General features: G+C 27.2%; 14 protein-coding genes. 8 read left to right on the top strand and 6 right to left on the bottom strand.

All coding sequences use genetic code 11. From position 1 onward, the window contains the following. The 5 genes from Q0J90_RS03080 to Q0J90_RS03060 form a co-directional block, all read right to left on the bottom strand. Positions 1-328, bottom strand: a 328-nt coding sequence (locus Q0J90_RS03080) for an EscU/YscU/HrcU family type III secretion system export apparatus switch protein (protein ID WP_297276514.1), incomplete at its 3' end; no start/stop codon positions are given. After that, entirely contained in the window at positions 325-1,128 is an 804-nt protein-coding gene (fliR, locus tag Q0J90_RS03075) for a flagellar biosynthetic protein FliR (RefSeq protein ID WP_297276513.1), read from the bottom strand. The genes Q0J90_RS03080 and fliR, both read right to left, overlap by 4 nt. Positions 1,129-1,153: 25 nt before the next feature. Beyond that, positions 1,154-1,423 (bottom strand): flagellar biosynthesis protein FliQ, encoded by a 270-nt coding sequence (gene fliQ / locus Q0J90_RS03070; RefSeq protein WP_297276512.1) that lies wholly within the window; start codon positions 1,421-1,423, stop codon positions 1,154-1,156. Positions 1,424-1,470: 47 nt separating this feature from the next. Continuing rightward, positions 1,471-2,259 carry a flagellar type III secretion system pore protein FliP gene (fliP, locus tag Q0J90_RS03065; RefSeq protein WP_297276511.1) on the bottom strand — a complete coding sequence of 263 codons (789 nt, stop codon included), beginning with the start codon at positions 2,257-2,259 and terminating at the stop codon, positions 1,471-1,473. 214 nt (positions 2,260-2,473) lie between these two features. Then, complete coding sequence (locus Q0J90_RS03060) at positions 2,474-2,947, bottom strand: GNAT family N-acetyltransferase (protein WP_297276510.1); 474 nt, start codon at positions 2,945-2,947, stop codon at positions 2,474-2,476. Positions 2,948-3,145: 198 nt separating this feature from the next. Here Q0J90_RS03060 and Q0J90_RS03055 point away from each other — a divergent pair, with 198 nt between their 5' ends. From Q0J90_RS03055 to Q0J90_RS03040, 4 genes are all read left to right on the top strand, one after another. Beyond that, entirely contained in the window at positions 3,146-3,853 is a 708-nt protein-coding gene (locus Q0J90_RS03055) for an META domain-containing protein (RefSeq protein WP_297276509.1), read from the top strand. Between the two features lie 127 nt (positions 3,854-3,980). Then, a complete protein-coding gene (locus Q0J90_RS03050; RefSeq protein WP_297276508.1) occupies positions 3,981-5,363 on the top strand; it encodes an META domain-containing protein in 1,383 nt (460 codons plus the stop codon). A gap of 235 nt (positions 5,364-5,598) precedes the next feature. Next, positions 5,599-7,998 carry a penicillin-binding protein 1A gene (locus Q0J90_RS03045; protein WP_297276507.1) on the top strand — a complete coding sequence of 800 codons (2,400 nt, stop codon included), beginning with the start codon at positions 5,599-5,601 and terminating at the stop codon, positions 7,996-7,998. A 13-nt stretch (positions 7,999-8,011) separates the two neighbouring features. Beyond that, complete coding sequence (locus Q0J90_RS03040; RefSeq protein WP_297276506.1) at positions 8,012-9,880, top strand: conjugal transfer protein TraB; 1,869 nt, start codon at positions 8,012-8,014, stop codon at positions 9,878-9,880. A gap of 36 nt (positions 9,881-9,916) precedes the next feature. Here the strand turns inward: Q0J90_RS03040 and Q0J90_RS03035 are convergent, their stop codons facing one another. Continuing rightward, entirely contained in the window at positions 9,917-11,671 is a 1,755-nt protein-coding gene (locus Q0J90_RS03035; protein WP_297276505.1) for a TrkH family potassium uptake protein, read from the bottom strand. A 189-nt stretch (positions 11,672-11,860) separates the two neighbouring features. Between Q0J90_RS03035 and Q0J90_RS03030 the strand changes: the two genes are divergently transcribed. The 4 genes from Q0J90_RS03030 to Q0J90_RS03015 all read left to right on the top strand — a co-directional run. Beyond that, a complete protein-coding gene (locus Q0J90_RS03030; RefSeq protein ID WP_297276504.1) occupies positions 11,861-13,450 on the top strand; it encodes a hypothetical protein in 1,590 nt (529 codons plus the stop codon). Between the two features lie 27 nt (positions 13,451-13,477). Continuing rightward, entirely contained in the window at positions 13,478-16,231 is a 2,754-nt protein-coding gene (locus tag Q0J90_RS03025; RefSeq protein ID WP_297276503.1) for an RNA polymerase subunit sigma-70, read from the top strand. Between the two features lie 22 nt (positions 16,232-16,253). Beyond that, complete coding sequence (locus Q0J90_RS03020; RefSeq protein WP_297276502.1) at positions 16,254-17,027, top strand: glucosamine-6-phosphate isomerase; 774 nt, start codon at positions 16,254-16,256, stop codon at positions 17,025-17,027. A 13-nt stretch (positions 17,028-17,040) separates the two neighbouring features. After that, positions 17,041-17,221: hypothetical protein (locus Q0J90_RS03015; RefSeq protein WP_297276501.1), on the top strand; the 181-nt coding region annotated here is incomplete at its 3' end.

Raw genomic sequence — 17,221 nt, 5'->3', positions numbered from 1 at the left:
CGGTGTCTGCTGTTGATATCTTATTTAATATTGTCATAAAAAATTTAGACACTGTATCAGTTAAGTATGTTGTAAGAAGTGCTATTACAGCTATTGTAACTGCTAAAACAAGAGTTTGATTTATTTCAACTGAGTTTACAACGCGTCCCTCTTCCTCTCTTGCTTTTCTTTTCTTTCTCTCTGTAGGAAGTTCTGTTCTTCCTTCATCTTCAGGAGATGCAAATAATGTTAATATGTAGCCTTTACCTGTTATACGTAAATATTTTCTGTAAATTCTTGCTTTGAATATAATTAATATTTCTAATATTGAAGATATTATATTTTTCATATAGTACCTCCGGATAAGAAAGTAATTACATTATTTACATCAGATATAGTGTATTCCAATATTTTCATAAAATTAGAAACTAAAACCGGTATTAATATATAATAAGTTATTATTCCAACAGCTATCTGCATAGGAAAACCAAGCATCAAAATATTCATTTGAGGCGCTGCTTTTGCCAATAATCCCAAACTCAATGATAATAAAAATAATGTAAGCATTATAGGTAATGCAAGAGAAAGTGCTATAGAAAATAATGAACTCATATAATATATCATTCTATCTACAACACCATTAAACGATGACATGAAAACAGCTTTGGAAGCATCGCTTAATACTGGGACAGATTTGAAACTATAAAACAAAGTTCTTACAACCCAGCTAGGTCCGTCTATGGCTATAAATATTAATATTACTATTAAAGACTGAAGCTGTCCCAATACTGGAACAGTAACTTGAGATATCGGATCAACAGTTTCGGATATACCAAATCCCATCTGTATTTCAAAGAAATTCGCCATAACTTGATAAGCAGCAAATATTATTGACATTAAAAATCCAATCAATATACCAATAAGAGCCTCATTTACAAGAGTTAAGAAATACTCAACAAATGTAGGAGCAGCCTGAACTGTTATATCAGCAACCAACGGAAATATAGCAGCTGTAGCAATAAATGCCAATCCCATCTTTATACTATTAGGTATAACATTAGAAGAGAATAATGGAGCTACCATAAGAATAGCTATGAATCTTACCATAATGAGCAGGTAAATCTGAAAGAAATTAACAAAATTATCCATTATCCTTAACCTAATCTATTTATAATTATCTTGCTATAGTTGGCAATATACTAAATAATCTCACTGTAAATGCACTAGTATAATTAAGCATCCAAGAAGCCAATATATATATTACAGCAAGCATCGCTATCATTTTTGGAACAAAAGTTAATGTTTGTTCCTGAATACTTGTAGTAGCCTGAAGTATTGATATTATCAAACCTACTATTATTGATATACCCAAAACAGGAGCAGAAAGAAGCATAAATACCCATAAAGTTTCCTGAACCAAAACAATAATCGAAGTATCACTCATAATATTTCCTTAAAATATATTACCCATATAAAATTGCCAAATAATTTTTATCTAAAACTTTGTACTATCTGAAGTATCAAAAGTTTCCATCCATCAACTGCCACAAATAATATTATCTTAAGCGGCAAAGATATCATAATAGGCGGAAGCATTATCATACCCATAGCCATAAGAACAGAAGCAACAACCAAGTCTATAACAATAAATGGGATAAACAAATATATACCCATTTTAAATGCTATAGTAAGTTCATTTATAATGAACGCCGGTATGACGACTATTGTTGGAATTCTGTTCAAATCATCAACCGTTTGAATCTCTCTAAGCCTTACATCAGTATTGCTTATACTTAAAAACAAATCCAAACTCTTCATACCATTTTCACCTCTTAAAGAGTTGAACATAAACATTCTTATAGGCTGTATCCCTCTGCTGTATAATTCATTAACACCTATAGATCCATTTAAATAAGGCTGAAGTGCTTCATTATTTACTTGCGTTAAAGTGGGCATCATTATAAAAAATGTCAAAAATAAAGATAGACCCATTATTAATGCCCTTGGAGGAGTCTCCTGCAGCGATAATGCTCTTTGTACAAAACTTAATACTATTGACACTCTTATAAAACTTGTTGTCATTATTATAATAGACGGAGACAATGATAATATAGTCAAAAGAAATAATATTTGAAGTCCTAAACTTACCTGCTGAGGAGTTTGTGCCTGAGCTACATTTAAACCTATAGTTGGTATCGGTATTTGGGTATTATCTTGAGCATAAGCTACTACAGGCATAAGTAAACATAACACCAAAAATACCGTAATAAACTTTCGCATTTGAGAACTCCAATCTTATAATTTTTTTTCTTCTAAAAACGATAATCCTTATAACTGGAAATAAAGTTAACATATTATCATAAAATAGTCAAGTATTATGTTAACTAATTTATATTCCAAATAATAAAATAAACATTCTTTACAGTAACAATACAGTATACAAAAATTTTTTATACAGCATTTATTTCAAATAAATAAAGCCATCATATAACAATTATAATAAACTCCATCTATACAAAAAAATTTTTTTTAACTCTCCTTCCACTACAAAACCTATATTTCTATATAGTGTTAATACCCTTTCATTATCAGTTCTGACAGTTAATTCTATTTTTTTTATAGAATTATTTTTACAATACTCTATAGCATTAAGAATTAATTTCTTAGCTATACCTTTTCCCCAATATTTTTTTAGTACACTTATGCCAAGATTAACTCTATGCTTTACCCTAACCTTATCAATACCTTTTAAATTACATATTCCTGCTATTTCAGTATCAATTTCATATAAAAACATCTTTGTAGTTATGCTTTTTTGTATACTTTGTAAAAATTCCTCCTCTTTTTTTACATCTAATTCTCTTTCGTTGGAACCAGACAGCATAAAATCAGTTTCATCAGACGCTTTTATTATGTATCTTATTACTTTTTCAGCATCTTCTATATGAGCCTCTCTTATGTTGTCCATAAATAGTTAACCTGCAATATAAGTTATCGGATTTTATTATGTAAACTGTAATATGATAACTTATTTTTTCTTTTTTGCAAATAATTTTTTTGATATTTTTTTAATATTAATGCTAATATAATAAATTTTATATTTTACCATTAAACTTTTTAAACAGTTTATTATAAAAATAAATATTATTAGGATAACATTTGATAGATGATAAAAAAATTAGAATTAATCTGTATTATTTTTTTATTTATTGTTTCAATAGTATATGCAAATAACGGACACAAAGAACCGTATATAAATATACTAGATAAAAAAACATATATTTTGGATAATTTATACAAAAATGAAAATATAACTATTGTCTTTGAGAAAAACACAATAAAAGGAAAAAGTACTGTAAACAAATATAATGCATCTTTTTCTTTGAATGACAAAAATATAGAAATAAAAAATATTTCAACTACTAAAATGTCAGGTCCTAATAGTTTAATGAAAATAGAAAATGAATATTTAAATATGCTGTCAAATGCTGAAAATATTGATATCAAAGGAAATATTTTAACTATAAAAACAAAAGATAATAAAGAATTAATATTTAGGGAAAAAATTAATCTATCAATACATTATTTAAATGGCAAAGAGTTTAAATTAAAAAATACATTTAATAATTCAAATATAACTATTTGTTTTACTAAAAATCATATATATGGTTATAATAATAGTAATAGATATTATTCTTCATACACAATAAATGATGACAAAATATCTATTAAAGATTTAAAAATAGAAAATACTGAAGAAGATAAATATATAAACTTATTTAATGATGTATATAAAATAAGTTTGGAGAATGATAATCTAATTTTAATTACTAAAGACAAAAAGAAACGATTAATTTATAAAATGAAATTTTGATATTTAATTAAGAAAGCAATTATTCATTATTATCAGACTCCTAACACTATTATTGATGGGCTTGTGATTTAATCATAAGCCCATTGTTTATAATACAACAACATATTTAAATAAGAAAGGAAATAAAATGAAAAAAACACTATTATTAATTCTATCTACACTAATATTTTTTATATCATGCTCTACAGCAAAAACACAGACTCAGAATAATATTTTTGCAGTTATTAACGGCAAAGGATACTATTTGGTGAGCAATCCAAAAATACAAATTAATTTTGAAAACAGTAATGTATATGGAGATTCAGGTGTAAACAGGTATTTCACAACATTCACAGTCACTAATAACAATATAGTTATAGGAACTAATATAGGATCAACAATGATGGCAGGTCCTGAAGAAGATATGAAAAATGAACAAACTTTTTTAAATGATTTAGCAACAATTAATTCTGTATCTATTAACAATGGAGAACTAATTATGAAAACATCAGAAAATAAAGAATTGGTATTTAAAGAAAAAGATATAACTTATGCTGATTTGTACGGCAGAGAATTTATACTTGAAAATAAGTATACAAATATTGGAATAACAATAGGTTTTGATACCAACCGTATTTATGGATTTTCCGGTGTTAATAGATATTTTGCAGGATACACTCTTACTAATGGAAATAGTATTGCAATAGGAGCATTGGGATCAACAATGATGGCAGGTCCTGAAGAAAATATGAATGCTGAAAGAGATTTTACAGCATTGCTTTCTGAAGCATCCAATATAACATTATCTATAACAAATTTAGAAATAACAACAAAATCCGGAGAAAAATTGATATTTAAAGATAATTCTATTTCTGACAATAAACTGCTTGGAAGAAGTTTTATACTTCATAATTTTTACAAATACCCAAATGTACAGATAACTATGTCTTTTTATGGTACAAATAATAATGTTAATGGATTTTCAGGAGTTAACACATATAGAAGCTCTTATACTAATATAAACGGATGCGAAGTTAAATTTAATGGTTTGGCAATGACTAGAATGGCTGGTCCTGAAGAAAATATGAGAGCTGAAGCTGAATTTGCTAATTATATAGAAAATGCAAAATATATGTATCTTAAAGGAAAAGAATTACACATAATAGCTAATGATTCTACAATATTAAAATTTATAGAAGATTATTTTGATGTTAATGAGCATGCAGGAAAAAAATTCAAATTATCAAATATGTTTGAAGGTACTGAAATAACTTTATCCATAACTAATAATTCATTTGTAGGAAAATCAGGAGTTAATAATTACAGCATACCATTTGAAATAAAAGATAATAAATTAATAATAAGTAAAAAAGGAATATCAACATTAATGGCAGGTCCTGAAGAAGATATGAAAGCTGAAGATAAGTATATGCAACTTCTTAATAAAGCTAATTACATATCCTATAATAAAAATACTTTATGTATAAAAACGTCAGATAATGAAGTGTTACTTTTTAATTTAATAGATTAAATATATTTTACGGTTTCTTCTATATTATGTTATATATAGTATAGCTACAAACGTCATTTGTTGCACTCTTAAGATATATATACAAACCCATTACTTTCACTCTATGAAATACCCTAATTTCATAGAGTGTTTTGTTATATAGTTTTTTAAACATTTATAAAAATAAAAAAAATATATTGATTAATTAAATGATTATTAGTATAATATAAAAAATATATAATATAGGATAAATAAATTGAAATTTTTAAAAACAATCTCAGAAAAATACAATAAAATAAATATAGAACAATTCAGGAAATTTTACATAATAGTAATTGCGGTAATATTTGTAATAAATACATTTGTGTTGGCATTTCTAGTATCAGATATTATAATTCAGCCTGATGTACAAGCCGTTGAATTATACAAACCAACAATACCTACAAAAATATACGACATAAAAGGTGAAGTTATATCTGAATTTTTTACAGAACAAAGATCTTTAGTAGAATATAAAGATTTACCTCCTCAATTAATAGAAGCAATAATATCTATGGAAGATAATAACTTTATGAAGCATTTCGGAATCGATATTATTGGTATATTCAGAGGAACTTTAGGCAATATGATTACAGGCAGAAGAGTTAGAGGTGCTAGTACATTAACTCAGCAGGTTGCAAGAAATATAGTATTGAAATCAAGCGAAAGAACTATAATGAGAAAATTAAAAGAAATATGGGTTACTTTTCAGATAGAAAAAAGACTTACAAAAGAAGAAATAGTAACTTTATATTTCAATCAAATATATTTTGGGCATTCTGTTTATGGAGTACAGGCAGCAAGCAGATTTTACTTCAATAAAGATGTTCAGAATTTAGATTTAGCAGAATGTGCTATGCTAGCCACACTTCCTCCAGCACCTAATGCCTATTCTCCTATAAATAACCCTAATATATCAATAGCCAGACATAAAGTTGTACTTAACAGAATGGCTGATTTAAAATTTATAAGCAGAGATGAGGCTCAAAGAGCTCATAAAGAATTTTGGGAAACATACACTGGAAAGATAGGAAGAAGAGGATCAACTGCATACAGTGCATCAATAGACAGAGCACCTTATGTAACTGAATATGTAAGAAGACAGCTTGTAGATATATATGGAGAAAAAGCATTAAAAGAAGACGGACTTAAAATATATACTACTATAGACATAGATAAACAGGAAGCCGCACAGAAATTATTAACTGAAGCATTAGAAGAATATAATAATAAATATGAAGGCGGATCTATGGATGTAATAAAGATCTACGATAGAGCAACCATAGATAAAGTAGGAATGCTTTCTATACTATTTAATTTACCGGAAGACAGTGCATATAATAAATTTAATATTGCTGTAAGAGATATATTAAATAAACATACTACTCCTCCATTAGCATTATTCTCAGATATATTCGGTATGGAAGAAGTTAATGATATAAGTATGGATGTTATGAGAGCTGATGAGGCAGAACTTTCAAGACAAATAGAAGGTGCATTAGTGGCAATAGATCCTAGAAACGGATATATAGTTTCTATGGTAGGAGGTTCAGGTTTTACAGCGAGAAATCAGTTTAACAGAGCAACTCAGGCTAGAAGACAGGCAGGAAGTTCATTCAAGCCTTTCGTATATGCAGCATCCATGGATGTTACTAATTACAATCCTGCAACTATAGTAAGCGATGCACCTATTGGATTTGTTCCTGAAGAAGGAGAAGAAGGAGATGTTTGGATACCTAAAAACTATTCAGGAAATTTTAAAGGAGATGTTACTTTAAGATATGCATTAACAGCATCATTAAATATAGCAACAGTAAATGTACTAAATTATGTAGGAATTACAAATGCTATACGATATGTAGAACCGATATTTAATGCAGAGCCGGACTCTGAAAAATCTAAAAGAATGTTTAACCCTGATTTAACATTGGGGCTTGGTACCGGATTATTTACTCCTCTTGAACTTACAACAGGTTTTGCTGAATTTGCCAATGAAGGAAAAGAAGTTGAGCCTATACTTGTAAGATATGTTACTGACAGATATGGAATAGTTATTGATAATTTTGAAGATGAATTAAAAAAACAAATAACATTAAGAGGCGGCCCTAAACAAGTTATTAGTAAAGAAGTTGCCTATATGATAAGCGATATATTAACAGGAGTTTTAAGAGGCGGTACAGCTACAAGTGCAATGTATGAGGCAAAATTTACTAGAATGGGTGCCGGAAAAACTGGAACATCAAATGACTGGAAAGATGCTTGGTTCGTAGGATATACTCCGGAACTTACAACTGGCATATGGATTGGTTTTGACTCATTCAAATATTCTTTAGGCAATAACCAAGTTGGAGGAAGAGTTGCAGCTCCTATATGGGGTAAATATATGGTGGAAGCATTAAAAGAAGTTAAGCCTACTTGGTATAAAAGACCTGAGAATGTTATAAATGTGAGAGTATGTGCTATTAGCGGAAAACTTCCTGGACCATCATGCTATTCATTTAGAACAGATTTATTGATTAAAGGAAAAATACCTTCTGATACTTGCGAAGTATGTTCTCATTACTTACAGGATTCAAGCGATCTTGACAATATAATAGATTCATTCCTTAACTATTAAAGGAATTAAAATAATGAACAAAACAATAGCGGTGGATATAAATTCAAATATTTTAAGATATAAAAATATATTAGCTATTCCCTCTATACATTCAAGAGTATATTTTTCTATGGCTGTAAGGGAAGCTTTTGATAAATTTAAACCGGATATTATAGCAGTTGAGCATCCTGCTAATTTTACAGATTCATTGCGTGAAGCTGTAAGCAGACTGCCTATCATAAGTTTAATTATAAGAGAAATCAATAATGAAGCTGTTTATATTCCAATAGATCCATGCGATTCAATAATAGAAGCTGTTAGGCTTGCAATAGATGAGGAAATTCCTTTTTTTCCTATTGATAAAGATATTACTTCTATTAATTCCAATTCCCACTATCTTATGCCTGATGATTATATTATGAAAAATATTGGGCTTGAAAAATTTTATACAGAAGTAAAATCAAAATACATATTCCATAAAGATTATACTGACGAAGAAAGAGAGATTTACATGGCTAGAAACCTACATGAACTCTCAAAAAAATACAATAAAATACTTCTAGTTATAGGTATGTCCCACTGGGAGAATATGGTTTCTATTTTGAAAAAATTAGATGAAAATAAAGAAATCAAAGAATATATAAATAATAATGATGAAGAATATGCAGACCCTAAAATATATAATGTACATAAAGAATCATTAAATAAAATGCTTGGAGAATTTCCATTTACAACATATATGTATGAATTATATAGAAACGGCGAATTAGAAAATTTTGATAAAGTGCATATAATAGAAACAATATTCAAAGAGGCGAAATTAAGATACAAACTTCCTATATCAATGCTGCAGCAAAAAAATATGATGAAATATTTAAGAAATTTATGCCTGATTGACAATTATATAATACCGGATTATATAGACATGCTTACAGCAGCTAAATGCATGATAAATAATGATTATGCTTTGGAAGTAATGGAAGGTATGGAATATTATCCTCACTATATAGAGGAAGATGAAAACTACCCTATTATAAAATTAAACAGAGATCCAAGCACCAATGGTATGGAAGGCTTGTTAAAAGATAAAAAAATTAAGCTTCATCAATATGATAATGTATGGAGAACATCTTTTAAAAAAGTTCATGTAACAACACGCCCAAGTGAAAAATATGAAGGAGAATGGGAAGATGTTTGGAATAAAAGAACAAATTTACTTTCTCATATACCTGAAGATATACTGATGGAAAAGCATATGAATATCTTAAGAGATAAAATAAGAAATATGCTTACAGAAGATAAAGCAAAAATTGAACCTTTTACAGTAAGCATAAAAGACGGTATTGATATGCGTGAAACTATAAGAAATTATTATAAGAATGAAATATATGTTAAAGAGATACCTAAAATTAAAGGCAATATAGGACACATGGTAGTAATTTTTGATGATGCCCATGATGAAGAATATGATTGGAATATAGTATGGTATAGTGAAGCACATGATGACAGCGACTTAATATTATACTCTACAGAACCTGGAAATACTCTTGTAGGACCTGGAATATCAAAATGCTATTTTGGAGGATATGCTTCTTTAATGCCTCCTCAGGCTCCGCATGATGTTTGGAGAATATATCCTCAATTAAAAAAAGAAGGTACTGTTAGAAACTATGCTGATTTACTTTTATATACAGCTATAATATATTCAGTTGACAAGTATTTAGGTTATGTTGCTCCTACTCCTCCATCATCTATATTGAGAGAATTTGCAAAACAAAACTCTGTTGAAATAGTTTATGTCCCTATAACAACATTTTCAAGCGAAACTTTAAGAAAACTAAGACACTTTCATGTGCTTGGCAATAAAAGGCTTAGAAAAATTGCTGATGATTATATAATATAAAAAATATACTTCTGCTAATAACAATTATTTAATATATTAACCTATAGTAACTTCGCTTGTAGGTAAATCTATTATTCCATATTTACCCTGATCTATCGAACCTACACTCATAAATAATGTAAGATATCCTACACGTCCTATAAACATTAAAACTATGAGTATTAATTTACTCCATACAGTAACTGTAGGTGTTATTCCAAGAGAAAGTCCTACTGTACTTATAGCTGATACAACTTCAAACAATATAGGAAGCATAGTTGGAGATTTTTCTATATAAAACATTATAAATGAAGCTAATACAGAAATAGATATCGCAAGCGTAACTATAGCAACAGATTTATTAACAGTATTATCTTTTATTTTTCTTCCATTAACAACAATATACGGTCTGTTAAAAACAGCAGTTATAACTGAGAAGAAAAATACGAATAATGTAGTAGTTTTTTTTTTTTTTTCTGTACTGTTAGGAGAAGCACCTACAAACATTAAAAATATTACAACCCCTATAGTAACACTGCTCATAGAATTATAAGCTATTGTTTCAAAACCGGCCGTTCTAGGACTTACGCTTTGGAATAATGAAACTAATATCTTTTCCTTCAATGTTAAATCTTTCAATGCATTTGAGTATTCATTAAAAAATATAAATACACTTCCAACAATAATAAGCAAAACACTTGTATATATAACTATTCTAGCCTGAACATCAAATACATATCTTTTGCCTTTTATTTTATTTATAAATGCTCTTGATATAGTAAGCATTACAGGATAACCTATACCGCCTAATGTAATAAGAAGCATAACCGTTACATTAACCGTGATATTTCCATAATATCCATGAAGATTATCAGTATAAAGTGAAAATCCTGCATTACAGAATGCACTTATAGAGTGGAATATCGAAGAGAATATACGCATTGATAATTTAGAATCAGTATCCATTACTGTAAATAAAGAAACTGCTCCTAAAAGTTCTATAATAAATGTGGATAAAAAAATGACTTTTACAGTAGATTGTATAATATCTTTATTTTGAGTATTAAACATTTCCAAAGTTCTAACTCTATCCTGTACACTTCCCTTATTGACAGAAAACAATAATACAATAGCAGAAATGGACATAATACCAAGCCCGCCTATTTGTATAAGTGTTATTAAAACTATTTGCCCAAATAAAGTAAATTCTTTTGATATATCTATAACACTAAGCCCCGTAACACATACAGCACTTGTAGCTGTAAATAAAGCATCAACAAAAGGCAGTCTTCCGCTTACTGTACTTAAAGGCAAATACAAAAGCAAACTTCCTAATGTTATTACAAATATAAATGAAGCTATAATCATTTGATATAATGTAAATTTAGAATATGACAATCTAAGCCAATTTATAACTATAATAAGGAAGAAAAGTACCGATCCTGCTATTGTCCATATTACCCTATTAGAATATAAATCATAATATTTTTTACTGAAAAAATTAAGCAGCAATAATCCAATTATTTGTATGATTGGAACTATTATATATAACCTTCTTGGTGCTATCCTTATTTGATCTATAAGAATAAGCACAAAACATACAGTAATTACATTGATTATCTTATCATAATTGTATATATAAAAATTGTATATACTTATTTGTCTTACCTGCATAAGCAAAACAAATATTGCAAATATTGATCCGGTTATAGCAATTAAATTTGATATTCTTCTAAGTAATTCATCTATAGATTGTATAATTGATTTATTAGGATTGTTTTTTACGTTATCTTTATTAAAAATATTTTTCATAATTAATCTTACCCCCTAGTATGCTAATATTTTAATATAAATTAGACTATATGTAAATATATAATTTTATTTTATTTTTACAAATATATGTTATTATTTATTAATAAAACAAAAATATTTTTTATTACTGTATTTTTTAATATTTCCGTTAATAGTAATAAGGATTATAATATATGGCGGGTACTTTATATGGCAGTAAAAAAAATAAAAAAAGATGAAAAAAAGTCTAAAATAACTTCAAAAACGGATGATACTAAAATGGGAAGAATATCATACAAGGAATTATCTGAAGAATTAAAATTAAAATTAAAGCAGTCTGAAGAAAAAATAGCTGAACTCAATCAAAAATATAAAAAAGTAGTAGATATACAAAAGAAAAAAATAGAAGATAAATATAAAAAAATAATAGAGGATTTAGAATCAAAAAAATCTATCCCTGCTAAAACATCATCGGCTTCTAATAATGCTGAAATTAATAAACTTCAAAAAAGATTAGAAAAATTAGAAAAAACTAATCAAAAATTAGAAGAAGAAAAAAGAAAAATAGAATTAAAAAATGAAGAGTTAAAACAAAAAGCAAAAGAAGCATTAAAATCAAAAGCTGAAACTGCATCAAAAACTGTAAAAACAGATAAAGAATCATTAAAAGAAATTAAAGCATTAAAACAGCAGTTAGTTGAATCAGAACAAGAGAAAAAAGAGTTAAAAGCAAAATTAAAAGAAGCTGTAACAGATTTAAAAAATGCTAAGAAAAATACAAATAAATTATCAAAAGAAGATAAAGAACAATATAAAGAAAACCTAAGAATATTAAAACAAATAGAAAAAGAATCCAAAGCATTAGATAGAAAAAGAGAACTTATAAAAAAAGAAGAAGAAAAATTAAAAGAAATAAGAGGCGATATAAAAAGTTCAGCTAAAGACATAGCATCAACAATGAAAAAAAGTCATGTTTCTGATGACTATGAAGATGATGAATTATCCTCAAAAGAAAGCGGAAATTTATTATCAAATATGGATTCTTCAACAGAAGAAGGAATAACAAAATTAGCTACTCTTTTATGTGCTGCTATGGACGATTACAGAGAACAAAAAGAGAAAGAGAGAGAAGAATTAGAAAAAGCTAATGAAGAAATAGAACCGGAAGTAAGACCTATAATATCAGAGGGAGAAGATAGATTAAATAAAGCATCGGAACAATTAGAAAATCTTGTTGAAAACAGATTAGAAGATTCTGACAGTACAAAAGATGAAAATTTAGGCAAAAGACCTTTTACTATTATTGATAAAATAGAAAACAGCCGTGTAGAAATCAATGAAGGATATGCTCCTCCTGCAGGCGGACAAACTATAGTCGCAGCTCCTCAGGATGCACAGGCAGTACAAACAGCACCAGCACAGCAGCCTAATATAACAGTAAAAGTAGAGGCTCCTAAAGAAAGTGCAAAATTAGCTAAGCCTGAAACACAATTAAAACCAGCAAGCGAAACTCCTACTATGAGAATGAAATTGTTGGATGACATAGATGATTATGAGAAAAAATTAGTTATCACTTACGGTTTTGATAATATGCCGGAAAATACTTATTACTCTAAATATAAAAAGATATTAAGAAATGCTGCTAGAATAAGTTTATTCGGTAATTTACAGGAAGGTTTAGAGATGTTTAAACTTATAAGAGATCAGAATATACCTGATGAGTATAAACAGATGATAGATAAAAATATACAAGATATTACTTATTATCTAAGAGGATTGCATAGAGTTAGAATGGAATAAAAATTATTTAAAGAAGCAAATAGCATAATGAAAAATTTTATAAAAACACTATACCTATTAATGATAATATCCATTTTATCATGTTCGCAGAAAAAAATAACAGATATAGAAATTGAAGCTGTTTATGATAAAAAAGACAATTCATATACAATTTCATATCCTGAGTATAATAAACAATACCCTAAATTTATAAAACTTAAATATGGTAAATCTGTAAAGATAGATAATGGAATATCTCTTACATACAATATTGATACAGATAATATACCAATAAAATTGAATATAGAAACAGAAGAAAATAATATAACAAAAAGATTATCAATAGAAAATCCATTAGTTAATAGAAATATAAATCTTACATTATATGCTACAAACTTTAATCCTCCTTTAGAGAAAAATAAAATAAGAGAATTATCTATAAGCATAGAAACTATAGGAGATGTAGATACAAAAGATACTGTAAAGGTGGCAATTTCTGAATATATAGAAAAGAATAAGGTTAGAGAAAATATATCATTAATATTTCCTGAAAGCGGACATACAGCAAAAAGTAATCCTCCTTTCATTATGATTAATAAAAAATCTCCATTAGTTAGAGTATCTGTATCAAAAGAACCATCTTTTACAAAAAGATATGAATATACTTTAAGAAACAACACTTTTTTTTCCATGACAAATGAATTAGAAAACGGTAAATGGTATATTGCTTTCGATGAAAACGGAGACACAAATTTAAGAAAAATATTTAGTTTCTTTATAAATAATTCAAGCACAAAAATAACACCTATAACTAATAAAACATTTAATATACCAAGACCTTTTGTATTTATAGATCAGCAAACATTAAACGTATTAAATGTATTAAACAGTTCGGAAAGACTTCAGCCATCAACACTGCTAAGAAATTTAAATGCATTCAAATTATATACAAAAGAAAATATGGGCAAATGGTCTATAAATAATATATCATACACTAATGATGGTGATACTAATAAATTATATTTTGAAAATTTACCTTCTCATAGCATGCTTATGTCTTTAAAAGCAGCATTTGAACCTAATAATAATTTATTAAAATATGAAATAAAACAAATGATAAGAGACATAATTGATTTAGATGAAGCAAATATAGAAAATTACAGTCATATAGAAGCAGTTAATATACTTGCCAATTCCTTGCTTATGCCTTTTGATTTAATGTACAATGATTTTTCTCCGGAAGAAATAGTACTTATGAAGCAAAAATTCATAAAATATGGAGAAGCTTTATATAATTATTTAATAGAAAACCCTTCAGAATACAGATCAAAAAATAATATTAAATATATTACAACATTGGGATTGATAGCAATTAATATGCTTAATGAAAATGTTAATCAGGAGCAAATATTAAATTGGCATTATTTTTCAATGCACTATGTAAACGGAATGATATTTTCTATGTTTGATAAAGACGGAAGTTTTAAATCTTCTATAAGCGAAGCATTTGATACTATACTTCCAATTATGACTTATGCTTTATCTTTAAGAAATGTAGGAATATTTGATGCATTTAGCTTGGAATCATTTGCAAATATAGGAAAATATTTATCAATAGTCGGATACCCATCAGGATATACTTTGCCTATAGGATATACTGCAATAGATAACAGAAGCAAATTAAGATTTGATACAGGTGCTAGAAATGCTGTTATGGAATTATTGAGTAAAATTTATATGAATCCTCTGTATAAAAATTATGCTGTATTTGCTCAAAGCGAAGCTGTTAATCTAAAATATTTGCCTTATGTTATAATGTGGAATAATTATGAGTTTAGAGATAATGTACCTTCTAATCCGGTTTTCCAATATGAAACATATTTCTTTAATAAAATACAAACAGCAATTTATAATGAAAATATAAAGGCTTTAAATGAACCTTATATTGCAGTATATGCTAAGGGAGTAAATACTCATCCTTCTTTCGGACTAAATCATAATGATAGAATGAGTTTTGTTTATTATAATTACGGCGATTTTATTATAGATGAACTTGGATATAATTTTGATACAAATGAATATAATGAATTTGCAAATGCTGACTTTCATAACAATATATCTATAGATGATTATAAAATAGAAGAAAATACAGGAAGCTATTCATACATTGCAAACACAACAAATTATTATAAAATGTTTTATGTACATTCTAAGGCAGATCAAAAATATATATATCCTGTAACATTAAAAAATTATGACAGAAGATTTTACTATCTAAAACCTAATATTTTAGTAATAAAAGAAGATATAGAAGCTTTGCCTGATATAACTAAAGAATATCATATTCACGGATATAAATACAAATGGAATATAAACTCAAAACTTCCAATTTCATTTGATAATGAAAACAATCAATTTATAATTGATGGTAATTATTCATATACGTATATAAATGTCATATCAAAAGACGAAATATATTATAATATAATTCAAACAAATATAGGACAAGTTACCTTATACAGTGCGGAAGTTACAACAAAAGAAAATATTAAAAAATTTGAACCTTGGGTTATAATCAGCACTATGCCTAAAAATAATGTTCCTCCTGCTATGAGAAGAAATATTATAAATACTAATATATCCGTTAATAATTTTACAAGCACTAATTTAAATTTTACATCAGGATATAAACAATACTACATCAATATATACAATGATTATAATTCTGAAAACGATACTAATAAAACAGATAATATAGTATATACAGAAAATAGGGAAAATGTTATAATAAGTTCAGATTAATGTTATCTTAAGGACTTATTATATGAATATATATATTGCAGATTCATATAAAGATTATACATCATTTACAGCTAAGCATATTCTTCATTTTTTAGAAAAAAAGCAGGAAATGAAAGAAAAATTATATATATCTGTTTCAAGCGAATATGATACAAAAGACATATATAAAGCCATAATAGAAAATATTAAAAATTACAAAATAAACTTTAAAAACATATTTATATTTCAGCAATCAGAATATATAGGCTTGTCTCAAAATAATATTAACAGCAAGGCATATTTTTTAAGAGAAAATTTACTTTCTAAAATTGATATACCAGAAGAAAATGTATTTTTATTTGACGGAAGTAAAGATGAATCTCAAATGCAGAAGCAAAATGAGATTATAAATAAAATAGGAAGATTCGATGTTATATGGTATTCGCTTACAGCTGATTCCACTTCTGCAGGAAATGAAAGAATGTCATCATTATCTTCATTATTTAGAATAAAAACTTTAAGCGAACATTCTATAAGTGAAATTAAAGATAAATTTGAAGATGAAAGTAAAGTGCCTACTACTGTATTTAGTATGGGTATGGGATTTATAGATATGGTTGATACTGTATTGTTAACATCATCTGGAATAGATAATTCATGTTCTTTAAGAGATTGTTTAGAACAGGGAATAAGTAATTCTTCGCCTTTAAGCAAATTACAAAAACATAGTGATGTTACAGTTATAGCAGACTATGAATCATCTTTGAGATTATCAAGTCAAACCGTATTTATGAAAATAGAAAAAAATATAAAATAAAAGGAGAATATACATGAGAATCATTATTACAAATGAAAGCGTTTATGAATGGGCTGCTTATTATACTGTTAAATGTATATTAGACTATTCAGATCAAGACAAGCCCTTTGTGTTATCTTTTCCTTTAAGATATGTCAATAAATCATATTATCAAAAATTATTATCTTTCTACAATGATAATATAGTATCTTTCA

This window comes from uncultured Brachyspira sp., from assembly GCF_944390595.1.
GTDB lineage: Bacteria > Spirochaetota > Brachyspiria > Brachyspirales > Brachyspiraceae > Brachyspira.
The sequence above is the reverse complement of the archived record's forward strand: the minus strand, read 5'-3'. Positions and strand labels throughout refer to the sequence as shown.